This is a genomic window from Micromonospora sp. NPDC051543, from assembly GCF_044454415.1.
Taxonomy (GTDB): Bacteria; Actinomycetota; Actinomycetes; order Mycobacteriales; family Micromonosporaceae; genus Micromonospora.
In genome coordinates this window covers 25,441-48,169 of sequence record NZ_JBITDT010000008.1, presented here as the reverse complement: position 1 = coordinate 48,169, position 22,729 = coordinate 25,441, and the positions used below count along the sequence as shown (strand labels likewise).

General features: G+C 69.2%; 20 protein-coding genes. 12 read left to right on the top strand and 8 right to left on the bottom strand.

From position 1 onward, the window contains the following. Positions 1–68: 68 nt before the first annotated feature. The 5 genes from ACIA3K_RS16225 (at position 69) to ACIA3K_RS16205 (ending at position 6,233) form a co-directional block, all read left to right on the top strand. Positions 69–2,012: a multicopper oxidase family protein gene (locus ACIA3K_RS16225; protein WP_396801826.1), complete on the top strand. Its 1,944-nt coding sequence runs from the start codon at positions 69–71 to the stop codon at positions 2,010–2,012. A gap of 60 nt (positions 2,013–2,072) precedes the next feature. Beyond that, a complete protein-coding gene (locus ACIA3K_RS16220; protein ID WP_355050266.1) occupies positions 2,073–3,119 on the top strand; it encodes an iron ABC transporter permease in 1,047 nt (348 codons plus the stop codon). Positions 3,120–3,262: 143 nt separating this feature from the next. Beyond that, a complete protein-coding gene (locus ACIA3K_RS16215) occupies positions 3,263–4,363 on the top strand; it encodes a FecCD family ABC transporter permease (protein ID WP_396801825.1) in 1,101 nt (366 codons plus the stop codon). Between the two features lie 20 nt (positions 4,364–4,383). Continuing rightward, positions 4,384–5,286 (top strand): ABC transporter ATP-binding protein, encoded by a 903-nt coding sequence (locus ACIA3K_RS16210; protein ID WP_396801823.1) that lies wholly within the window; start codon positions 4,384–4,386, stop codon positions 5,284–5,286. Continuing rightward, positions 5,286–6,233: an ABC transporter substrate-binding protein gene (locus ACIA3K_RS16205; protein WP_396801821.1), complete on the top strand. Its 948-nt coding sequence runs from the start codon at positions 5,286–5,288 to the stop codon at positions 6,231–6,233. Before ACIA3K_RS16210 ends, ACIA3K_RS16205 begins: the two co-directional genes overlap by 1 nt. 150 nt (positions 6,234–6,383) lie before the next feature. On the opposite strand, the gene ACIA3K_RS16200 is transcribed toward ACIA3K_RS16205, so the two are convergent. Together ACIA3K_RS16200 and ACIA3K_RS16195 are read right to left on the bottom strand one after the other, a co-directional pair. Then, complete coding sequence (locus ACIA3K_RS16200; protein ID WP_396801820.1) at positions 6,384–7,277, bottom strand: hypothetical protein; 894 nt, start codon at positions 7,275–7,277, stop codon at positions 6,384–6,386. A gap of 239 nt (positions 7,278–7,516) precedes the next feature. Then, a complete protein-coding gene (locus ACIA3K_RS16195) occupies positions 7,517–8,161 on the bottom strand; it encodes a hypothetical protein (RefSeq protein WP_396801818.1) in 645 nt (214 codons plus the stop codon). Positions 8,162–8,380: 219 nt separating this feature from the next. On the opposite strand from ACIA3K_RS16195, the gene ACIA3K_RS16190 reads away from it, so the two are divergent. Next, positions 8,381–9,502 (top strand): acyltransferase family protein, encoded by a 1,122-nt coding sequence (locus ACIA3K_RS16190; RefSeq protein ID WP_396801816.1) that lies wholly within the window; start codon positions 8,381–8,383, stop codon positions 9,500–9,502. Here the strand turns inward: ACIA3K_RS16190 and ACIA3K_RS16185 are convergent. Further along, on the bottom strand, positions 9,480–11,993 hold the full coding sequence (locus tag ACIA3K_RS16185; RefSeq protein ID WP_396801815.1) for a DEAD/DEAH box helicase: 2,514 nt from the start codon (positions 11,991–11,993) through the stop codon (positions 9,480–9,482). The two genes, ACIA3K_RS16190 and ACIA3K_RS16185, sit on opposite strands and share 23 nt — an antisense overlap. Before the next feature lie 94 nt (positions 11,994–12,087). Further along, positions 12,088–12,789, bottom strand: a complete 702-nt coding sequence (gene trmB, locus ACIA3K_RS16180; protein ID WP_396801813.1) for a tRNA (guanosine(46)-N7)-methyltransferase TrmB — start codon at positions 12,787–12,789, stop codon at positions 12,088–12,090. A gap of 130 nt (positions 12,790–12,919) precedes the next feature. Between trmB and ACIA3K_RS16175 the strand changes: the two genes are divergently transcribed. The 5 genes from ACIA3K_RS16175 (at position 12,920) to ACIA3K_RS16155 (ending at position 18,326) form a co-directional block, all read left to right on the top strand. Next, positions 12,920–13,555, top strand: coding sequence for a hypothetical protein (locus ACIA3K_RS16175; protein WP_396802140.1), 636 nt, complete (start codon positions 12,920–12,922; stop codon positions 13,553–13,555). Between the two features lie 223 nt (positions 13,556–13,778). Next, positions 13,779–14,444, top strand: a complete 666-nt coding sequence (locus ACIA3K_RS16170) for a class F sortase (protein WP_396801812.1) — start codon at positions 13,779–13,781, stop codon at positions 14,442–14,444. A gap of 237 nt (positions 14,445–14,681) precedes the next feature. Next, a complete protein-coding gene (locus ACIA3K_RS16165) occupies positions 14,682–15,371 on the top strand; it encodes a hypothetical protein (RefSeq protein WP_396801810.1) in 690 nt (229 codons plus the stop codon). Between the two features lie 131 nt (positions 15,372–15,502). Then, positions 15,503–16,507 carry a reverse transcriptase family protein gene (locus tag ACIA3K_RS16160; protein WP_396801808.1) on the top strand — a complete coding sequence of 335 codons (1,005 nt, stop codon included), beginning with the start codon at positions 15,503–15,505 and terminating at the stop codon, positions 16,505–16,507. Between the two features lie 853 nt (positions 16,508–17,360). Further along, positions 17,361–18,326: a pentapeptide repeat-containing protein gene (locus ACIA3K_RS16155; protein WP_396801806.1), complete on the top strand. Its 966-nt coding sequence runs from the start codon at positions 17,361–17,363 to the stop codon at positions 18,324–18,326. Positions 18,327–18,436: 110 nt separating this feature from the next. On the opposite strand, the gene ACIA3K_RS16150 is transcribed toward ACIA3K_RS16155, so the two are convergent. The 4 genes from ACIA3K_RS16150 to ACIA3K_RS16135 form a co-directional block, all read right to left on the bottom strand. Continuing rightward, positions 18,437–18,643 carry a winged helix-turn-helix domain-containing protein gene (locus ACIA3K_RS16150; RefSeq protein ID WP_396801804.1) on the bottom strand — a complete coding sequence of 69 codons (207 nt, stop codon included), beginning with the start codon at positions 18,641–18,643 and terminating at the stop codon, positions 18,437–18,439. A gap of 622 nt (positions 18,644–19,265) precedes the next feature. After that, positions 19,266–19,583, bottom strand: a complete 318-nt coding sequence (locus ACIA3K_RS16145; RefSeq protein WP_396801802.1) for an antibiotic biosynthesis monooxygenase family protein — start codon at positions 19,581–19,583, stop codon at positions 19,266–19,268. A gap of 49 nt (positions 19,584–19,632) precedes the next feature. Continuing rightward, entirely contained in the window at positions 19,633–20,430 is a 798-nt protein-coding gene (locus ACIA3K_RS16140) for an exodeoxyribonuclease III (protein ID WP_396801801.1), read from the bottom strand. A gap of 85 nt (positions 20,431–20,515) precedes the next feature. Continuing rightward, positions 20,516–21,436, bottom strand: a complete 921-nt coding sequence (locus ACIA3K_RS16135; RefSeq protein WP_355050254.1) for a PAC2 family protein — start codon at positions 21,434–21,436, stop codon at positions 20,516–20,518. A 401-nt stretch (positions 21,437–21,837) separates the two neighbouring features. Here ACIA3K_RS16135 and ACIA3K_RS16130 point away from each other — a divergent pair, with 401 nt between their 5' ends. After that, the gene (locus ACIA3K_RS16130) at positions 21,838–22,686 is read left to right on the top strand and encodes a peptidase M23 (protein ID WP_396801799.1); all 849 of its coding nucleotides are present in this window, start codon (positions 21,838–21,840) and stop codon (positions 22,684–22,686) included. The last annotated feature ends 43 nt before the right edge of the window (positions 22,687–22,729 follow it).

Sequence of the window (22,729 nt, the reverse complement as noted above, 5' to 3'; positions counted from 1 at the left end):
CCACCCCACTTGCACCCTTCCGCGAAACTCATTCTCTTATCGAGGTCGGATACGAGTGGAGGTGCGGCATGGTCAGCAGACGACAGGTGCTCGTGGCCGGTGCCGCCGGGGGTGCCGCGGTTCTGGTCCCGGCCGGCTCGACGGCCGCGGGACGCGGGCTCGCCGCGGCGACGGTGCTGCGCGCCGCCGACATCCCGAAGTACGTCGCGCCGCTGCGCATCCCGCCGGCCATGCCCCGGGTGGCGAACGATCCCGAGCGGGACACGTACGTCGTCGGGGTGCGGCAGTTCCGACAGCAGATCCTGCCGCTGTCCTGGCCGCGTACGACCGTGTGGGGTTACGGCTCCACCGCCCACCACGACAGCTTCGGCTACCCGGCGCACAGCATCGTCGCGCGGGTGAACCGCCCGGTGCGGGTGACCTGGGTCAACGAACTCGTCGACCACCGGGGCGACTACCTGCCCCACCTGCTGCCCGTCGATCCGACCCTGCACTGGGCCAACCCGGCCGGTGGCCGCAACGGCCGGGACGGGCACGGCCGCTCGGACGGCAGCCGCCGTGGCTACCGGGGACCGGTGCCCCAGGTGGTCCACCTGCACGGCGGGCACAGCACGCAGGAGAGCGACGGGCACTCCGAGGCGTGGTACCTGCCGGTGGCCCGCGACCTGCCGGCCGACTTCGCCGTCACGGGCAGCGCGTACGGCGAGTTCCGGTCCCGCTTCGCCGAGGGGTCCGGCCTGCGCTGGGCGGCGGGTTCGGCCACCTTCGAGTACGCCAACGACCAGCGGCCCTGCACCCTCTGGTACCACGACCACACGCTGGGTCTCACCCGGGAGAACGTCTACGCCGGGCCGGCCGGTTTCTACCTGCTGGGCGGCGACGACCTGCCCGACGGGGTGCTGCCCGGCCCGACGCCGGGTCACGACGATCCGCCGGACACCGACTACCACGACATCCCGCTGCTCATTCAGGACCGCAGTTTCAGCGCCGACGGCGAGCTGGTCTACCCCGGGGGACACCATGACGGTTCGGCGTGGACGTCGGCGTTCTCCGGCACCACCATCGTGGTCAACGGCCGGACCTGGCCCAGCCTGACCGTGCAGCGTCGGCGCTACCGGTTCCGGTTGCTCAACGGCTGCAACAGCCGCTTCCTGATGCTCAGCGTCGCCGCTCACGCCACCGCACGGCCGGCCCGTCCGGTGCTGCCGGTCTGGCAGATCGGCAGCGACAGCGGCTTCCTGCCCGAGCCGGTGGCGCACGACCGCGTCACCCTCGGCCCCGCCCAGCGGGCCGACGTGATCGTCGACTTCACCGGCGTACCCGCCGGCACCGAGCTTTTTCTCGTCAACGAGGGGCCCGAGTGGGCGTACCGGGGCGGCCGACCCGGGGTGGACTTTCCGCCGTCCGACCCGCGGACCACCGGGCAGGTGATGCGGTTCGTGGTCACCGAGGCCACCGGCGCGGACCCGAGCGTGCCACCGGAGCACCTGCAACTGCCGGCCCACCCCCGGCTCGGCGCGGCGGAGCGGGTCCGACGGCTGTCGCTCAACGAGCGGATGTCCGGCCGGTCGATGGTGATGCTGCTCGGCACCCTCGACGAGCGCGGCCGGGGTCTGCCGATGCGCTGGAGCGATCCCGCGACCGAACAGCCCCTCGTCGGCGCGACCGAGGTGTGGGAGGTGCGCAACTTCACCCGCAACGTCCACCCCGTCCACCTGCACCAGGCCCAGTTCGAGCTGCTGGGCCGGGGACGGTCGGGCCGGGCGGAGCCGGGCCCGGGGGAGCGGGGATGGATGGACACCGTGCTCGCGTACCCGTGGGAGGTGACCCGGATCAAGGCCCGCTTCGACCTGCCGGGCCGCTTCTCCTGGCACTGCCACCTTCTGGAGCACGAGGACAACGAGATGATGCGGCCCCTCAACGTGCTGCCGCGCGGCGCGGCGGCGGCCGGGGACGGCGGCTCGGTGGCGATGCCGCAGGCCGCCCCGGCGGCATCGACCGACGCCGGTTAGGTCACTTTCCGCAGGTCGGCTAAGGTTAGGCGAACCTAAGCTCGAACGTGCAGGAGTTTCGTGACCACCCTCGCCGCCCGGCCGACGCCGGCCCGCAACTCCTCCGGTGCCCGCACCGGTCGGCGGGTCGCCGTCACCGTCGGCGCCGCGCTGGTGCTGCTGCTCGCCGTACTGGCCAGCTTTGCGCTGGGCAGTCGGCAACTCGGAGTCGGCGCGGTCTGGCACGCCCTCGTCGCGCCGGACGGCAGCGACGCGAGCACCATCGTCCGGGAACTGCGGATGCCACGTACCGCGCTCGGGCTCGCCGTCGGGCTGGCGCTCGCCGTGGCTGGCGTGCTGTTCCAGGCGCTCACCCGCAACCCGCTCGCCGAGCCGCGCATCCTCGGCATCAGCGCCGGCGCGTCCTTCGGCGTGGTGCTCGCCATCTCCGTCTTCGGCATCGGCACGCTCGCCGGGTACGTCTGGTTCGGCATCGCCGGCGCGCTCGCCGCCGGCCTGCTGGTCTTCGCCATCGCCAGCCGGGCCCGCGAGGGCGCGAGCCCGGTCACCCTCGCGCTGGTCGGCGCGGCGCTCGACGCCAGTCTCGCCTCCGGGGTGTACGCGCTGCTCAGCATCGACGCCCGCACCTTCGAGGAGTACCGGTTCTGGGTGGTGGGCGGACTGGCCGGGCGGGACCTCGGCGTCACCGCGCAGGTGCTGCCATTCGTCCTCGTCGGGCTGCTGCTCGCCGCGCTGGTGGCCCGGGGCCTGGACGCGCTGGCCCTCGGTGACGACGTGGCCCGTGGACTCGGCCACCGCATCGGTCTGGTCCGCCTCGGCGGTGGGATCGCCGCCGTGCTGCTCACCGGCGCCGCGGTGGCCGCCGCCGGCCCGGTCGCCTTCGTCGGGCTGGCCGTGCCGCACCTCGCCCGCGCCCTGGTCGGCGCGGACCACCGCTGGACCCTCGCCGTCTCCGCCCTGCTCGGGCCCGCGCTACTGCTCGGTGCCGACGTCGTCGGCCGACTCGTCGCCCCGCCCGGCGAGATACCCGCCGGCATCGTCACCGCCCTGATCGGGGCGCCGCTGCTGGCTGTGCTGGTCCGCCGCGCCCGGGTGGTGACCGCGTGACCGCCGGCCGTCCCGCCGAACCATCCGGCGTAGCCGGCTCGGCCGCTGGTCCGGTTGCTGGTCCGACGCGCGCTACCGAAGCGTCCGGCGCTGCTGGTCCGGCCCGCGCCGCGGGCGCGTCCGACCGGTCTGGGCTCGCAGCTGTGACCGAGCCGCCCGGCGCGCCCGGCGGCGGCCCGTCCCGCCTGTCCGGTACACCGGGCGGCGGTTCGGCGCGGCTGCCCGGGCGGTCGCTGCTGCGGATCGGGCCGGTCAGCCTGCTGATCCGTCGCCGCGCGACGTTGGTCGCCGCCGTGCTGACCGTGCTGCTCCTGCTGGCCGTCGTGCTCAGCCTCTCGCTGGGCACGCCGTACGTCGCCCCGGCCGACGTGCTGCGGGCGCTCTCCGGCGCGGGCACCCCGTACGACCTCGTGGTTCTTGATCTTCGCCTGCCCCGGGTCGTGCTGGCGGCGGTGGCGGGCGCGGCCTTCGGCGTGGCCGGCACGCTGATCCAGAGCGTCGCGCGCAACCCCCTCGCGAGCCCGGACGTCATCGGCATCACCCAGGGCGCCGGCCTCGCCGCGACCGTGGCGTTGACCAGCGGCGCGGCGGCGGTCCTGGTGGCGCCCAGCGCGCTGGTCGGCGGTCTGCTGGCGGCGGTGCTGCTGTTCGCCCTCGGTGCCCGGCACGGGCTGGCCGCGCAACGGTTCGTCCTCGCCGGGGTGGCGGTCGCGTTCGCCTTCCGGGCGCTGACCGAGGTGGTCATGCTCACCGCCGGCCCCATCGACGGCCTGCGGGCGCAGATCTGGCTGATCGGGACCCTCGCCGGCAAGGGCTGGACCGAGGCGGCCTGGATCGCCGGCACACTCGCGGTGCTGCTGCCGGTGCTGGCCTGGGCCGGCTGGGCCCTGAACAGCACCGCCCTCGACGACGACATCGCGCGCGGCGTCGGGCTGCGCCCGGTGGCCCGCCGGATCGGGCTCGCCGGCACCGGCGTGCTCGTCGCCGCCATGGTCACCGCCCAGGTCGGCGCCGTCGATTTCGTGGCGCTCGTCGCACCGCAACTGGCCCGCCGGCTGGTCCGCGCCGAACGGCCCCCGCTCGTCTGCGCCGCGCTGCTCGGCGCGCTCCTGCTGGTCCTGGCCGACCTGGCCGGCCGTCGACTGTTCGCGCCCACCCAGCTGCCGGCGGGCGTGCTGACCGCCGCGATCGGCGGCCCGTACCTGATCTTCCTGTTGCTCCGTGGACGGCGGCGGTCGTCGTGACGCCTGTGAGGAGTCGTGTGATGCTCTCCACCCGCGACCTGGTAGTCGGCTACGACGAGCGGACCGTGCTCGACGGTCTCACCCTGGACCTGCCCACCGACGCGTTCACGGTGATCGTCGGCCCCAACGCGTGCGGCAAGTCCACCCTGCTGCGCACGATGGCCCGACTGCTCACCCCGCGACAGGGCACCGTCCTGCTGGACGGCACCGCCATCCGCGACCTGCCCACCCGGGACGTGGCCCGCCGGCTCGGCGTCCTGCCGCAGAGCCCGCTGGTGCCCGAGGGCGTCACCGTGGCTGACCTGGTCGGACGCGGTCGCCAGCCGTACCAGCGGTGGTGGCGGCAGTGGTCGTCGTCCGACGCCGCGGCGGTCGACGAGGCGATGGCTCTCGCCGACGTGGCCGACCTCGCCGACCGGCCGGTGGACAGCCTCTCCGGTGGCCAGCGGCAACGGGTGTGGATCGCCATGACGCTCGCCCAGGACACCGAGGCGCTGCTGCTGGACGAGCCGACGACCTTCCTCGACCTGGCCCACCAGGTGGAGGTGCTCGACCTGCTGCACCGGCTCCGCGCCGAGCGTGGCCGCACCGTCGTCGCCGTCCTGCACGACCTCAACCAGGCCGCCCGCTACGCCGACCACCTGGTCGCGATGCGTGCGGGCGCGGTGGTGGCCGCCGGCCCGCCCCGGGAGATCCTCACCGCCGAGCTGGTCCAGGACGTCTTCGGGCTGGCCTGCGTCGTCGTGCCCTGCCCGGTGACCGGCGCACCCCTGGTGGTGCCCGCGCACACCGGCGGCCCGGCCCTTCCCGCCGCTGGCCCTGGCGCCCCCGATTCGTCGACGGCGTCCGTACCGGACGCCCGATCCGCCGACGGTGACGCGGCCACCCCGCTCGCCGGCACGTACCCCTCGAAAGGACACTGATGCGTCGTCTCGTCGCCGCTCTCGCCGCGGCCGTCGCCCTCGGGGCCGGCCTCACCGCCTGCGGTGAGAGCGACCCGGTCGCCGGCTCCGCCACCGGGGATACCCGGGAGATCACCCACGCCATGGGCACCACCAAGGTCCCGGCCGAACCCAAGCGCGTCGTCGTGCTCGACACCGACAAGATCGACACGGCGCTCTCGTTGGGTATCACGCCCGTCGGCGCGGCGACCGCCGGCGAGGCCAAGAGTTGGCCCACGTACTTCGGCGCGGACAAGCTCGCCGGCATCAAGGAGGTCGGGGTGCTCACCGAGCCCGACCTGGAGGCGATCAACGCCCTCAAGCCGGACCTGATCCTCGGTAGCAAGTTCCGCCAGGAGAAGTTCTACGACGAGCTGGCCGCCATCGCGCCGACCGTGTTCACCGACAAGGTGGGCATCACGTGGAAGGAGAACTTCCTCCTCGACGGCAAGGCGCTCGGCCGCGAACAGCAGGCCAAGGACCTGCTCGGCGCGTACGAGAAGCGGGCCAAGGACTTCGGCGCGACCCTCGGCGACGCCGCCGCCCGCAAGGTGTCCATCGTGCGGTTCATCCCGGGCAACATCCGGGTGTACGGCCCGGACTCCTTCTCCGGCATCGTCATCGGTGACACCGGCCTGGGCCGCCCCGAGCGGCAGTTGCTCGCCAACAAGGAGGACAAGCGCTTCGACCTGGTCAGCCCCGAGCGGATCAACGAGGTCGACGGCGACGTCATCTTCGTGACCGCGTACGGCGACAAGGCCGCCGCCGAGCAGAGCAAGGTGGCCGGCGGCACCCTCTGGAAGGGACTCGGCGCGGTCAAGGCCGGCAAGGCGTACCCGGTCTCCGACGAGATCTGGATGACCGGCATCGGCGTCGGCGCCGCCAACAAGATCCTCGACGACCTGGCCAAGTACCTCCCCGCCACCTGATCAGCCCCGCCCCGCGCTTCACCCAAGATCCGCGCAACTTCGGGGAAACTGCTGCCTCGCGAGCCGTTGAAGCAGCAGCATCCCTGAAGTTGTGCGGATCTTGGTGCTGGTGCTGGTGCTGGTGCTGGTGCTGGTGCGTCTCGGGTCGGGTCAGCGGGAGCGGGAACGGAGGGCCTGACGGAGTTCGTCGAGGAAGCCGTCGAAGTCTTCCCGGAGTCGTTTTGCGGTGACGTGCAGCACGATCCAATCCTCACCAAGCAGCCGATTGAGGCGACGGCGGTCGCGGTGGAGCTGCTCGGGATCGTCATGCCACAACCCGTCGTATTCGACGGCGACCCTGAGATGCGGCCATGCCAGGTCGAGACGGGCCACGAACCTCCCATCGTGCTCGACTACGAACTGGGTGACCGGCGTCGGTATCCGGGCGAGCACGATCCGCACGCGAAGTCGGGACTCTGGTGTCGACTCCGAGCCGGCGTCGGCCAGATCGGCCACCCGCACCATGCGTTTCCACCCTCGGTCGCCGACCCGCGCTCGGGCACTCGCCCGCAGCGGCGCGAGCGCTACCAGATGCTTGTGGGCGAGCCGATCCACGATGGCAACTGCCTCCTCGGTCGGCAGCCACTGGGCCAGATCCCAGCAGGTGCGCGTCGGCGTGGTCACCGGGATGCCCTGGCGTCGGATGACGTCGACTTCGTCGATCGCGCCGACATGGACGGCGAGCCCCGACACCGGTCCGAATCGCTGGCCGGTGGGCACGAGCACATCGACGGGCTCATTGTGGGCGACCGTCGTCGCGCCGTAGAGCGCTGCCGCGCTGCGCCCGGCGATCACCACACCCGGCGGTAGCACGAGTTGGGCAGCGGCGGCGCAACGAGTGCGGTGAGTGACATCGAGTTGGGCATCGGCATAAACGTCGCGGAAGAGCGGACGCCAAGCCGCGCTGCGTAGTTCCGCACGGGTGAGCACACCGTCGGCGACGGCGCGGGAACCGCGACAGACACGTCCCTGCAGTCTCGCCGGACGTCGTGAAGAAGCGGGCATGTCGACACCCTGACGGCTAGGCGTGGCCGCCGACAGCCCCTGTGGATAACTCCCGCCGGGGGTGAGTACGCCGAGATCCGCGCAACTTCGGTGGTCTTGCTGCCTCCCGATCGCGGGAGGCAGCAGCATCCCTGATGTTGCGCGGATCTTGGCTGAGCGCGGGCGGGCGCGGTTGGCTGGGCGCGGGTGGGCAGGTGGTTGGCTGGGCGCGGGTGGGCGGTGAGGGTGGAGGGGTGGGGTTAGGCGGCGGTGGACCAGATGGCGCGGAAGGCGGCGGCTTCGCCGGCCAGCCAGCGTTCGATCTGTTCGGGCTTGGCGTCGGTGGGCATGCGGTGGGCCTGACCGCGTCGGACGTCGACCAGGACCGGCTCGGCGTGCGGGAGGACCGCGTCCATGTGGCGGGCCATCAGGTGCAGGGTGGCGAGCATGGATTCCTCGCTCGGCGGCGCCTCGTCGAAGTGCAGTCGGACCGCGTCGGCGTGACCGTCGGGGTGGCGTACGCCGAAGTGGGGGTTGATCTTGACGGGTAGGTCGCCGAGCATGGCCAGGGCATCGCGGGTCTGGGCCAGGTCGAGGGTGGCCGGATCGCCGAGGGAGTGCAGCCAGGCCGTGGCACCGGGCACCAGCGCCTGGTAGAGCGGGCGCCAGCGCGGCTTGACCACGTCGACCACGCCGGCCAGGTGGGTGCCGCCGGTGTGGAAGGCGATGTCGGCCTTGAGCGCCTTGACGAACTGGCCGTGCGGGTTGAAGCCGGAGCGGCTGGCGCGCTGCTTGCGCAGACCGCCCACGAAGGTCGCCTTGGTGGGGCCGGTGCGGTCGACGTAGCGGGTGAAGCCGAGCAGGGTGGCGTAGGGCGTGAGGGGCGTGGAGGTGGGCGCGTTCACGGGCGTCCTCCCAGTCGTAATCCTGCAGGTCAGGATCTTTATTAGTACATACATTCTAATCGACGAGTCTGACATTGCCCAGTGAAGTTGGAGGGGTGGGACCACGTTCTGGCGACCGCGCGATCGCAGTCGGTGAAGGCGGGCCGCTCAACCTTTGCGTAGGAGATGCGCCATATAGGTCCATTTGTAGCGTTACTGTGCCTTGTGGTCATTGGTGAGGTGTCCAGGGTCGTCATCCCTGGCCGGGGCGGGGCGGCGCGGACTGTCACGTCCGCCGACCCCACCACCCACCGGGACCGCTACCTGGACCTGCTGCGGACGATCGCCCTGGGCCGCGTCGTGCTCTTCCACGTGACCGGTTGGGTCTGGCTGAGCCTGTTGGTGCCGGCGATGGGTCTGATGTTCGGCATCGCTGGCTCGCTGATGGCGGCGTCGCTGGGCCGGCACGGTCCGTCGGCCGTGCTCCGGCGGCTGCGCCGGCTGCTGCTGCCGTTCTGGGGGTTTGGTGTGATCACCCTGGCGGTGCTCGCCGTCAGGTGGCGGCCACAGGGCGTGGGCGAATGGGCTGGACTGGTCTGGTGGATCCTGCCCCTGCGGGTGCCTCCCGTGGGCGGACCGTCCTGGGCCTGGGGCTTCCACATCGGGCTCTGGTACATCGTCACGTACCTCTGGCTGGTGCTGTTCTCACCCATCCTGCTGCGGGTGTTCCGTCGCTGGCCGTGGCCCAGCATCGGGTTCGCCACCGTACTGCCGATCGGCATGCACCTCGCCGGGACGCGCACCGGATACTTCGTCGCCGCCTACCTGTCCTGCTGGCTGCTGGGCTTCGCCCACCACGATCGGCTGCTGCATCGTGTGCCGTGGCGCTGGTACGGCTGCCTCGTCGCGGGTCTGGCCGTGGCCGGCGGAACCTGGGTCCTCACCGCCATGGTGAGCGGCGTGGCCGTCGACCTCAACCACGTCGCGGGCGGCACGACACTGTGGTCGATGGCCCTCGTCGCCGTGCTGTTGAGAGTGCGGCCCCGGCTCGTCGGCGGGGTGCCGCTGGGCGCCGTGCTGCGGGTCGTCAACGCCCGGGCGGTCACCATCTACCTCTGGCACATTCCCGCCAGCCTCGGAATATTCGTCCTGCTCGCGCCGGTGCTGCCGTACACCTCGGCGGTGTCGATCGTGCTGAGGCTGGCCGGAGTGTGCCTCCTGACCGCCGGGGCCATGCTGCTGTTCGGCTGGATCGAGGACGTGGCCGCGCGCCGTCCCGCGACTCTGCTCGGTTCCGGAGCACCCGGCGGCGGGCGATACCGCCACCGGGCGCGGCACCTCAGAGCTGGCCGACGTCGGTGATCCGGACGACCGCCGCGCCGACCTCGTCCGAGGCGACGAGGTCGATCTCGGCGCTGATGCCCCAGTCGTGGTCGCCGTCCGGGTCGTCGAAGATCTGCCGTACGGTCCACTTTTCCCGGCCCTGCTCGATCATGAGCAGCGCCGGACCGCGGGCGTCCGGACCGACCCCGATCGAGTCGTACGCCTCGAAGTAGGGCGTCAGGGCGTCGGACCATGCGTCGTAGTCCCAGCCGTCCCCGGCGTCCAACTCGGCGAGCAGGTCCCAGCGGCGCAACGCCGCCAGCTCCACCCGACGGAACAGCGCGTTGCGCACCAGCACCCGGAACGCCCGCGCGTTGCGGGTCACCGCCGGTGGCCGGTCGGTCAGGGCGGCGTGCGCCTGGGCCACCTCGGCCACGTCGGACGGGTTGCGCAGCCGCTCCCACTCGTCGATGAGGCTGGAGTCGACCTGGCGGACCAGCTCGCCCAGCCACTCGATGAGGTCGATCAGCTCCTCGGTCTTGGCGTCCTCGGGGACGGTCTGGCGCAGCGTCTTGTACGCGTCGGCCAGGTAGCGCAGGACCAGGCCCTCCGAGCGGGTCAGCCCGTAGAACTGCACGTACTCGGTGAAGGTCATGGCCCGCTCGTACATGTCGCGGACGACGGCCTTGGGAGAGAGCTGGTGGTCGGCGACCCAGGGGTGACCCTGCCGGTACATCTCGTACGCGGCCTCCAGCAGCTCGGCAAGCGGCTTCGGGTGGGTCACCTCGTCGAGCAGTTCGAGGCGGGCCTCGTACTCGATGCCCTCGGCCTTCATCGCGGCGACCGCCTCGCCGCGCGCCTTGAACTGCTGTGCGGACAGGATCTGGCGGGGGTCGTCGAGGATCGACTCGATCACGCTCAGGACGTCGAGGGCGTACGACGGGGACTCGGCGTCGAGCAGCTCGATGGTGGCCAGCGCGAGGGGGGAGAGCGGCTGGTTCAGGGCGAAGTCGAGCTGGAGGTCGACGGTGAGTCGGATCCGGCGGCCGGTCTCGTCCGGCTCGGGCAGCTCCTCGACGACCCCACCGGCCCGCAGCGCCCGGTAGATGGCGATGGCCCGGCGGATGTGCCGGCGCTGCGCGGCGGGCTCCTCGTGGTTGTCGGTGAGCAGGTGCCGCATCGCGGTGAACGCGTCCCCGGGCCGGCCGATGACGTTCAGCAGCATCGAGTGGCTGACTCCGAAGCTGGACGTCAGCGGCTCCGGCTCGGCGTCCACGAGGCGGTCGAAGGTGGGTTGGCCCCAGCCGATCGAGCCCTCCGGCGGCTTCTTGCGGACGACCTTGCGGCGTTTCTTCGGGTCGTCGCCGGCCTTCGCGAGGGCCTTCTCGTTGTCGATGACGTGCTCGGGGGCCTGCACGACGACCCGACCGATGGTGTCGTACCCGGCCCGGCCGGCCCGCCCGGCGATCTGGTGGAACTCACGGTTCTTGAGCAGGCGGGTACGGACCCCGTCGTACTTGCTCAGGCCGGTGAACAGCACCGTGCGGATCGGCACGTTGATGCCGACGCCGAGCGTGTCGGTGCCGCAGATGACCTTGAGCAGGCCGGCCTGGGCCAGGGTCTCCACCAGGCGGCGGTACTTGGGCAGCATGCCGGCGTGGTGCACGCCGATGCCGTGCCGGACCAGCCGGGACAGCGTCTTGCCGAAGCCGGAGGTGAACCGGAAGCCGCCGATCGCCTGCGCGATCATGTCCTTCTCGGCCCGGGAGCAGACGTTGACGCTCATCAGCGCCTGGGCGCGTTCCAGCGCGGCGGCCTGGGTGAAGTGCACGACGTACACCGGGGCCTGCTTGGTCTCCAGCAGCTCCTCGAGCGTCTCGTGCAGCGGCGTCATCGCGTACGAGAAGATGAGCGGGACCGGCCGCTCGGCCGAGCGCACGACGGCGGTGGGCCGCCCGGTGCGGCGCGTCAGGTCGTCGACGAAGCGGGTGGTGTCCCCCAGGGTGGCGGACATCAGGATGAACTGGGCCTGCGGCAGCTCGATGATCGGCACCTGCCACGCCCAGCCCCGGTCGGGCTCGGCGTAGAAGTGGAACTCGTCCATGATCACCTGACCGACGTCGGCCCGGTCGCCCTCGCGCAGCGCCAGGTTGGCCAGGATCTCCGCCGTGCAGCAGATGATCGGGGCGTCGGCGTTGACGCTGGCGTCGCCGGTGAGCATGCCGACGTTCTCGGCGCCGAAGACCTCGCAGAGCGCGAAGAACTTCTCCGACACCAACGCCTTGATCGGCGCGGTGTAGAAGGTCGTCCGGCTGTCGGCGAGGGCGGCGAAGTGCGCGGCGATCGCCACCAGGCTCTTGCCCGAGCCGGTGGGCGTGTTCATGATCAGGTTGGCGCCGGAGGCGATCTCGATGACCGCCTCCTCCTGGTGGGGGTAGAGGTCGAGACCGCGCTCCTTCGCCCAGCCGGCGAACGCGTCGAAGAGGGTGTCGGGGTCGGCGCTTGTCGGCAGCGCGGCGGTGAGCGTCATAGCCTGTCCATGGTGCCTGGATCATGCCCTCCGGCGCCAACCGGCTCGCATTTCAGCCCCGCCGGAAGTGCATTCAGCGCCGCCGGAAGATCAGTCAGCGCCGCCGGAAGATCAGATCGGCGACCGGGCGGCCCGCGGTGATCGCCCGTCGCTCGAACTTCGTCACCGGACGGTGCGCCGGGCGCGGCGCGAATCCGCCGTACGTGACGACCAGCTCCGGGTCCGCGTCCAGGGTCTCCCGCATCGCCTCGGCGTACTCGGCCCAGTCGGTCGCGCAGTGCAGCACGCCGCCGGGGGCCAGCCGGGACCGCAGCAGCGCCACGTGCGCCGGCTGGATGATCCGCCGCTTGTGATGCCGGGCCTTCGGCCACGGATCCGGAAAGAACACGTGTACGGCGGCCAGCGCGCCCTCCGGCAGGCCGTTGACCAGCTCCAGTGCGTCACCCCGAGCAACCCGGACATTCCCCAGGTCAGCGCGGTGCGCCAGGTCGAGCAGGTTGGCGATTCCCGGCGTGTGCACCTCGACCGCCAGATAATCTCGGTCCGGGTCGGCGGCGGCCATCGCGGCCGTACTGTCGCCCATGCCCGAGCCGATCTCCAGCACCACCGGGGCTTGGCGGCCGAAGAGGGCGGCCAGGTCGACGGGCTCGCCCGACACGTCCAGGCCGTAGGAGGACCAGAGCCGGTCCAACGCGTCGGTCTGCCGGCTGCTCATCCGCCCCCGACGGGGGTGGAAGGTGCGGATCGGCCGGCCGGCGGGCGGGACGGTGGCGGGGTCAGGGTCGGTGATGGTCACAGCGCTCCGAGCGTACGCGACTTCGTCGGCGGATCGGATGTGATGTGCGACCGGGGATGAGAGGATTTGGTTGGTACGGCAGGCCGGGCGGTCCGCTGCCCGGCGCGGTCCGACGGCGTCGAGAGGGGGCATCGTGCGAGTGACCCGCGGCGGCGTGCTCCTGTCGGTGGCGACCATGCTCGCCATCCCCCTGCTGGCCACCGCTCCCGCGCTCGCCGCCTCGGCTGGGCTACCGGCCGCCCCCGCTGCCGCACCTGCCGGGCTGCTCTACGCCCTGCCGGTCGCCGCGCCCGCTCCGCAGCCCGGAGGCGTGCCGGGTGGCGCGCCGCAGCCCACTCCCGTGGTGGACGTCTTCGTCGAGGTGAGCCCCAGCACCGTGCAGCCCGGCTACCTGGTCGGCATCCGGGCCAGTTGCCGGGACAACTCGGTCGGCGCCACCGTCGTCTCGGACGCGTTCGGCGCTGTCGGCGTCCAACCGCAGCGCGGCGTGCTCACCGCCGCGCCGATGGTGCGCGAGCGCACCCGTCCCGGCAACTACCGGGTCAAGCTGGAGTGCCCCGACGGCGAGACGGCGTCGACCATGTTGCAGGTGGTCAAGAAGATGCCCTCCCCGCACCCCAGCCGAGGTCCGGCGACCGGCTTCGGTGGCGGCGCCGGGGGAATGACCGGCAAGCTGCTGCTGCCCGGCGGTGCCGCCTTCACGGTCGCCGGCCTGGTCCTCGCCGTGGTGGCCCTGCGCCGGCCCCGTAGCGTCGCGCGCCGCTGAGCCCGCCATGGAAATCTTCCGCCCCACACCGCCGCCGCCCGGATCGCGTCCGCCCACGGGTTCGCGCCCGTCCGCCGGCTCGTGGCTGCCCGGCGATGCCCGCCCACCCGGCGATGCCCGCCCACCCGCTGCTGCCCAGCAGGCCGACAATTCGGGCCCGTCCGTTGGCGCGAAGCCCTCGCCGGTGTCCCGCGCGTCACGTGTCTCCGGCGAGGGGCCGGCGGTGGCCGCCCGTCCGCCGACCGCCGTGTCTCCCCGGCGCAGCCGTCCGACCGGGCGTAGTCCCTGGTCGGTGCCGCTGGCCGTGGTGCTGGTGCTGGTGGGCGTCTTCGCCACCGGCGCGGGACTGGGTCGTTCGGTCGGCCCGCTCGACCTGACCCCGGCCGGCGGCGACCGTCCGGCGCGCAGCGAGACGGTCGGGTTGTCGGCGAGCCGTCCGGTGCGCCTCACCGTCCCGGCGATCAAGGTCTCCGCGCCGGTGGCGCCGGTCGGGCAGGCGTCGGACGGCACGATCGCCGTACCGCCGCTGGAGAAGCACAACGAGACCGGCTGGTACGACCGTGGGCCGACACCGGGTGAGCCGGGTCCGGCCGTCATCGTCGGGCACGTGGACACCAAGAGTGGCCCGTCGGTCTTCTACGACCTGGGCAAGCTGAAGCCCGGTGACCTGATCGAGATCGTCCGGGCGGACCGGGCGACGGTGGTGTTCAAGGTCGACACCGTCGAGCGCTTTCCGAAGGACCAACTGCCCGCCGAGCGCATCTACGGGCACGAGGGCCCCGCCGGGCTCCGGCTCATCACCTGCGGCGGCCAGTTCATCGGTGGACGCACCGGCTACGAGGACAACGTGATCGCGTTCGCGACCCTCCAGTCGTCCCGCAAGCCCTGACCAGGGTTTGATCCACGCCCGACTCTGGCGAGGCCTAGGCTCGGCAGGGTCCGGAACTTGTCGAGATCGGGCCGGAACATGCCAGCGGCTAGCGGACGTGACCGTCGCCGGACTACAGGTAACGTATCCCGGCTGAAGTTGCACCCTCGCAACTGTTGGTGCCGCAAGACGACGCGCGTACGGTCATGACGGCGCAACAACCAGCCTCGTGAAGGGCTTAATGCGGTGAGGCTAATCATGGACGAGTCGGGAAATGGAAATCCTTCCCAGCCGTTGATTGTCGGCGCGGTCGAATTGGGGCACGACGCCGACGATGTGGAGCAACGGATTCGGGATCTGTATAAGCGCTTGTGCGCCAAGAGCAGTTTCATCGGACATCCCGGCTTTGATGAATTCCGCAAGAACGGATTCCATAGCTCGACAGACCCACTAGATGTCTCTGGTCCATTCTTAGAATTGATGCGCAGCCTGTTCTTTAGAGCGTATATGGTCGTCACGGATCGGACGAGTGTTCCTGGCAACACCGAATCCGAGCGCATTGAATCCATGTATGTAAAATTGTTGAGCGATCTCTTGATCCGACATCGCAATGAACCCGAACTGCTCTGCCAAATAGAGCAGAGCGAAGGCATGGGATCCATTATCCGGCGGCTCCCCAATAGCGCTGCCGGGCGGGCGCACGAAACGCTCGGCAAGGTGGCACCCTTGCCGCGGCTAGAGATTGTGATGGTCGCCAAGGCGGAATGCATGTCTATGGCCATAATCGACTACGTCATGTCAGCCGTAACCAGGTGGCTCCAAGCGGGCTGCCCTACAAGTCCGAAGGACTGGCCCTATAGGGCTTTCCGTGAGATAGAACCGTTCGTTTCTTTGCTCTATTCATTCGAGCAAGGTCGCATCTCCAGCCGAAAAGACCCACTCCATTGACGTATGCTATACTGCGGCTTGCGGTAGGGTCGCAGTCAATCTTGTGCGCGAGTTCGCGCGCGTTGCCTGATAGCCCTAGCACAGCGAGTGCGGCTCTACCGCCAAAAGTCCAACTGCCCCGGGGGTGATTAGTGCCATTCTCGGTTGATGACCTTGCACAACACGCGGGCGCATCCACGGAAGTCTTGGAGGCGCTATCGTTGGCGCTCCCGTTGGGCGAGGGACGACTCTATTTCCCGTGGACATCTCGCAAGAAGCACGGTGGCATACGCGAAGTAGTCAAGCCAGTCGGCCCATTCGACGCAATTACGAAGAACCTGCACCGCAGCTTCACAGATCAATTGCCGTATGAGGCACCCGGGCATGTTCACGGATTCGTTCACGGACGCTCCACGGTTAGCAATGCGAGCCAGCACCTCGACAAAACGTGCGTACTACGCGTAGACCTAGAGGACTTCTTCCCGTCGATTAGAGCCGCAATGGTGAGAGCTTCATTGCAAAGCCAGGGGTACGACGAGAAGGCTACCGACATTGCTGTAAGCGTTGTGACTATCGCCGGCAAGTTGCCCGTCGGGGTAAGCACGTCACCCTTCTTGTCCAACTTGGCCTTCCAGGACACGGACCGCTTGCTTGCAGAGTATGCGCAGTCACGGGAGTTGTCGTTTACGCGATATGTGGATGACCTTACCTTTTCTGGCGAGGTTTCTGACCGCCATTTGGTGGACATCGCGCGCATCCTTGACGATGCTGGCTGGTCAGTGAACACACGTAAAACGGCCTTCATGCGCCGAGGTGGGCCGCAGTACGTCACCGGCTTATACGTGGGGGACGCGGGCGGGCCACGGATCCCACGAAAGATAAAACGCCGTATGCGTTGGATCCTGCACATAATTTCGAAGTTCGGCTACGACACCTATATGGCGGACTTCGGCGGTGAAGATCAAGAAATGTATCGGCGTCGCCTGTTGGGCTGGGCGTGTTACATCGCCGCAGTCGAGCCAGATGTAGGTTATCCCCTATTACGAGCGTTCGATGAACTGGTGCCGGACGTGTATGCCGGCGTAAACGCCTACGCTGACATTGCGGATTGGGTCGACACAAAAGAGGATTTAGACGATCTGGACGGTCTGCTGTAGCGCTCACGACAACTCCTCATGCATCGCGGCGAGTCGATTGTCTCGGCCGCGGCGTGCATATGTTCGGGTTAGGTTGTTGAGCCTCACTTGATCTGCCATAGAGCGGTTATAACCGTCGCCCGTCGCAGGAAAATGTTCGGTGCAGTGGCGGTGAGAACTTTCCATACGTCTTCAAGGCGGCCCTTTGGGCCGCGTCGCCCGACCCCTGCCGGTTCCGCCTTGATCAACACGGGGTCGGCGATATCGGGGTGTCCCGGGGGCGCAGATACCCCGATATCGCCGAACCCGTGTCGATCAGCGGTCCCGACTCAGCGCAGGAAGTCCAGGCAGCGCGTCGCGCCGGAAATGGTGCTCACGCCGAACGAGGTTCGCCTTAAGTTTGCGACTATTGGCCTTTCCGCGGTTTATCGCCCAGACGACAAAACGAACCCCATAGCCACCATTCTCGGCATATGCGGGGTAGCGTGCCGAGGGGAGTAGCTGGTTCTGCTTCCTTCGCATAATGTCCGAAGGTGGGAACACCGTTGTTGCGACCGTGCGAGATAATCCAGGGATGCCCGAACGTCGAAGGTGGTATAAGCGCATCAAGCTTGTTGGCTTCCTGCGGCGGAAGTGGTCTAAGCGCAATGCCAAGAAGCTTGCTAGACCTAAGAGGGTTTCGAAGCCTCGGACCTACAAGCCCATCCACCTTGCGACGTTGGTAACGCTGGCCATCGTGGCTCTCACGGTAACCGGTGTCGCAGCATGGTTCATGTGGCACGCCGCTCAGGTTCCGGCGAGGTTCACGAACTCGCCGGACCTAGCAGTCCGAGCAGCCCAACTACGGGTAGACGTCATTCGGAACGTTCTGGCCGTGGGCGCAGGTGCGGGTGGTCTGATCGCACTATTCGTGGCGTTGCGCCGACAGTACGTGAAAGAGCGTGTAGACCACGCTGACCAAGAATATAAGAACCGGACCGCTGAAGACACCAAACATGACGCGGCAGAGCGTCGAGTAACCGAACTGTATACCAAGGCTGCTGAGCAGTTGGGTTCTGATAAAGCGCCCGTACGTATGGCTGCTCTTTACGCCTTGGAGCGTATGGGTCAGGGTAACCCTGAGCACAGGCAGACGGTCGTCAACTTGGTGTGTGCCTATCTGCGAATGCCGTTCAACCCGCTATTGCTCGACTCCACCGATGATGCGGCGAAGGTATCGATCGAAGATAAGGAGAGGCGCCAACAAGAACAACAAGTGCGGTTGGCCGCTCAGAGGGTGTTATCTGATCACTTGCGGAATAAGAGGGTGGTCGGTGTAGAAGATGGGAGGATATTCGAAGAGGATGGGGGTGCCGCCTTCTGGCCGAATATGTCGATAAATCTATCGGGTGCCGTCTTGTTGGACTTCGACTTTTCGAGCTGCTCCGTTGCCTCGATTCGAATCCAAGACGCCAGGTTTTACGGAGCGGCCGTTTTTAGCTCGCTAATCTCGCATGGGCTGGCGGACTTTTCAAGGACTCACTACTTCTGTCCGGCCTTCTTCAGAAAAGCCGCTTTCCTCGATTCACGTTTCCGGGCTGCCCAGTTTCACTATCAGGCTCGATTTGACAGGACTGCCTTCGGGTTTGAGTGCGACTTTTCGCAGACAACTTTCAGGGGCCCGACTCGCTTTGTTCGCGTGAAAGGCTCGTTTAACTTTCGCGAGGCAAAGGCTACCTGGAAGCCTTCTGTGCCGCACGTTTGGCCAGATGGATTCGGGCTTGTTAAACACGATTCCGTTAATGAGCAGGGCTGGATAATTCGAACCTCGCGGCCAAATGATATGGGCGACAGTGATTAGCCGATTGAATCGGACTAGTCGACAACGTCGGATTGCATCGCTTGCTTGATCTTTCCCAGTCCTCTTGCTAATCCATCCCGTCCAGGATTGCCGAGCTGCCGGCCAGAGGGTTAGAGGTTGGGCTTGATGTCCTCACGGACGTACACGCCTCGACCGGGTACGCCGACCACTAGGCCCTGAAACTCTAGAACCCTAATGCCCTTTTGTACCGTGGTTACCGCAATGCTGTAAAGCTTCGACAGCTCAGCATAAGACGGCAACTTGTCACCTGGCGCATACTCACCGCTTCTGATGCGTGAGGCCAGGTCTTCGGCCATCTGGCGGTATCCGCCGGTAGGTATCGGCATGGTGGGGGTTCCTTCTCATCGGGCAACCCCATTCGATCATGATCACGAAACAGCCTCAACGCCAACGTTCCCTTAAGCGCCTAGGACGTCTAAGGTGTCTAGGTGAGACGCAGAGCGACTGGAACCCACTCAGAGAGCGACCGGGAGAGGCGGAACCGTGGCGAACCACAGCAAGCATGGACCGAAACGACGGATCCTTCGACTGCGGCGTGAGTCTGAGTACAGCGGCGGACATGGGACGTACATCGACTGCGTCAAGATGCGTGCCGGCCTGGTACGGCCGTCCTGGATCAACGAGCGGGCTTTTGAGTACCCGCCGTTCGTAACCCGAGGAACCGTCTGCCTGTCGAACGGTGGTCGTGGTGCCGATCGATGAGCCGATCTCCAAGGCGACGGAGTTGTTCATAGCCAACAGGGTCTTGGACGCTCACTGGACCCGGGCGCTTGACCAACCGTGGCGAGTCGGTGGGTGCCTGGAGTGCCGAGGCCGCAACGACTGTCCGCAGCTCGACTGGGCGATCGAGCTGACGGCGGAAGTAGCTTCGGTCATGTTCCAGAAGCGCTGACTATCGAACGTGGCTGGTAGCGCCGCTCAGGGTTGGGGGACGTGCAGGGCCACCTCGAACTCCAGCAGGCTCGCGCCGCTGGACACCGGCGGGCGGGGCTTGTCGCCCTCGGCGGTGGCGTGGGCCTGGCGAGAAGAGCCGGCGGCCCAGGCCTGGTACGCCGCTTCGCTCTCCCACCGGGTGTAGACGAAGTAGCGGGTCTCACCGGCCACCGGGCGGAGCAGTTCGAAGCCGAGGAAGCCGGGGGAGCCCTCCACCGCGCCCGCCCGCGCCGCGAACCGCTTCTCCAACTCGGGGCCGGCCCCCGGTGGGACCTCGATTGCGTTGATCTTCACGACTGCCATCTGCCCACCCTAGCCAGCCCCGGCGCCCCGGCGGCGGGAGCGCCGGAGGTCAGAACGCCTCGACCGCCGGGACGAGGTCCGCGTCGACCACGATCGGCGCGTGGTCGGAGGGGCCCTTTCCCTTGCGGGCCTCCCGGTCGACGTACGCCGAGCGGACCGCTCGGCTGAACGGCGCTGAGGCGTACACCAGGTCGATCCGCATGCCCTTGTTCTGGTGGAACATCCCGGCGCGGTAGTCCCAGTACGTGAAGGGGTGCGGCCCCTTCATCGGGGTCGGCACCACGTCGTTGAGACCGAGGTCGCGCAGCGCGGCGAGGGCGGCCCGTTCGGCCGGGGTGACGTGCGTGGAGTGGGTGAACACCGCCGGGTCCCAGACGTCGGCGTCGGTCGGGGCGACGTTGAAGTCACCGCAGACGGCCAACGGCCGGCCGCCGGCCAGCTCCGCTTGCAGCGCGTCGCGCAGCGCCGCGAACCAGGCGAGCTTGTACGCGTAGTGCGGGTCGTCGGGCGTGCGGCCGTTGGGGACGTACACCGACCAGACCCGCACCCCGTCGCAGGTGGCGGAGATGGCCCGGGCCTCCGGCTCGGGAAAGCCCGGCTCGCCCGCGAAGCCGACGCGGACGTCGTCGAGGCCGACCCGGGACAGGATCGCGACCCCGTTCCAGCGGCCGTCGCTGTGGCTGGCCACGGTGTAGCCGAGCTCGCCCACCTCGGCTACCGGGAACGCGCCGTCGGGGCACTTCGTCTCCTGCAGGCAGACGACGTCGGGCCCGGTGCCGTCCAGCCACTCCAGCAGCCGGGGGAGCCGGGCCTTCACCGAGTTCACGTTCCAGGTCGCCAGGCGCATACGTCCACCCTGCCGTATCCGCCGCCGCGACGCCGCCTCAGCCGCGCGCCGTGTCGCCGCCCGGCCGCCTCGGGGGCGGCCGGGTTCAGCTTCCGGGAGTGTCGCCGGGGCGGGTCTGTTCGGCCAGGAACCGTTCCAGCTCCGCGCCGAGTTCGTCGGCGGTGGGCAGCGGCCCGGCGTCCGGTGCGAGCAGGCTCCGCTCGCCGCGTCCGCGGGCGAACGCGTCGTACTGCTCCTCCAGGGCCTGGACCAGCGCGGCGGCGTCCTCGGTCTGGGCGACCTGCCGGTCGATCTCCACCCGGACCACCTCGGCGGCCGAGCGCAGGCCGTCCCCGGGCAGCAACAGCCCGGTGCTGCGGGACACGGCGCTCAGCAGCACCTCGGCGGCGGCCGGGTACTCGGTCTGCGCCACGTAGTGCGGCACGTGGGCGGCGAAGCCGAGCGCGTCGCGGCCCTGCTCGCCGAGGCGGAACTCCAGCAGGTGGCCGACGCTGCCGGGCACCTGGACCCGTTGCAGCCACGGCTCGTACCCGCTGATCAGCTCGGGACGGGTGGCGTGGGCCGTCACCCCGGTCGGCCGGGTGTGCGGGACCGCCATCGGGATCGAGTTGAGCCCGACGGTGAGCCGTACGTCGAGCCGGGCGGCGAGCCCCGCGACGGCGGCGGTGAACCGCTCCCACTGCAGGTCCGGCTCGGGGCCGGTGAGCAGCAGGAAGGGCGTCTCATCGTCGTCGTGCAGCAGGTGCAGCTCCAGCTCCGGCGCGTCGAAGCTCTCCCAGTGGTCCTCATTGAAGGTCATCACCGGTCGCCGTGAGCGGTAGTCGAAGAGCTGGTCCACGTCGAACGTGGCGATCGGCCGACCCTCGAGCGAGGTGAGCAGTTGCTCGCGGGCCAGCCGGCTGGCGTTGCCGGCGTCCACGAACCCGGTGAGGGCCTGAATCAGGACCGGCTGCCCGAGGTCGGGCAGATCGTCGGTGAGCTGGTAGAGCTCGTGTGGGTCGAGCACCGGTGCGGACCTCCCTGGAATGTGCATGTTCGGGTGCCGTCGCGACGGACAGCATCCGGTTCGGGCAACGTACCCGCCATCCTGGCGCATTCCTGCGTCGGGCGATCCGTCGCCCGCCCGGTGGGCACGATCGGACGAACCACCCGATTACGCCGATCGGCCGATGGGCGGTTCGGCCCAAAGGCCGAGTTTGTCGATCATGTCGGGTCGCGCGGACCGGTGTCCGTCTCTGTCGCGGCCCGTGCCCGCCTGCACGCCGCGCCGCTTTCCTCCGGTACGCGACGTTCGTTCCCCGGGCGGGTCGACCCGCCCCGGTCGTCCACCGGTGACACCCGTTTCTGTGGCGATGACCACGTGATCACCGTGCGTGATCGGGGCTCCGGTCTGCCTAGCCTCGGCTGATGCGTGACGACGGCACCCTCGACGACCCGTACGCCCCGAGTAGCCCCACTGCCGAAACAGAGGAATTCACCTCAGCCGAACGGACAACCGCCGCGAGTCGGCTTCGGGCGTACGCCCGCGACCTGAGCGGTCGACGCCGTGCCCAGGTGGCGCTCGCCACCGGCGTGGTCTGCTGCCTCGGTCTGGCCGCCGTCGTGCAGGTTCGGGACCAGGATGCCGGCGCGCAGTCGCGCGAGAAGACCGCCGGCGTCGAGCTGGCGGAGCGCGCCGAGCGGCAGGCCGCCTCCCGCGGGCTCGACCGCTCGGCGGCCCCGTCCGCCACCCCGTCGGCGTCCACCACCCCCGCCGACCCGGACGCCACCCCCCGCGCCCGCAAGGTCGCCCCGGCGAAGCCGACCCGCCCGGCGCCCGTCGCCGGTCTCGACAAGGCCCAGATGGAGAACGCCGAGGCGATCGTCCGCGCCGGCCGCAAGATGGGCGTCCCGCGCCGTGGCCTGGTCATCGCGGTGGCGACCGCCATGCAGGAGAGCAACCTCTACAACGTCGCCAGCGGCGTCCTGCCGGAGTCGCAGGACTACCCGCACCAGGGCGTCGGCTGGGACCACGACTCGGTCGGGCTGTTCCAGCAGCGCTCCAGCAGCGGCTGGGGTCCGGTCGGTCGTCTGATGGACCCGGAGTTCGCGACCCGACAGTTCCTCACGGCGCTCGAACAGGTGCCCGGTTGGGAGCAGATGCGCCTCACCGACGCCGCGCAGGCGGTGCAGGTCTCCGCGTACCCGGAGTACTACCAGCAGCACGAATGGCGGGCCACCCGGGTCGTCGACGCCATCGCGCCGACCGGGCGGTAGCCTACCGACCACTATGGACGGTGAGGGTTGAGCCTGTCGCGTC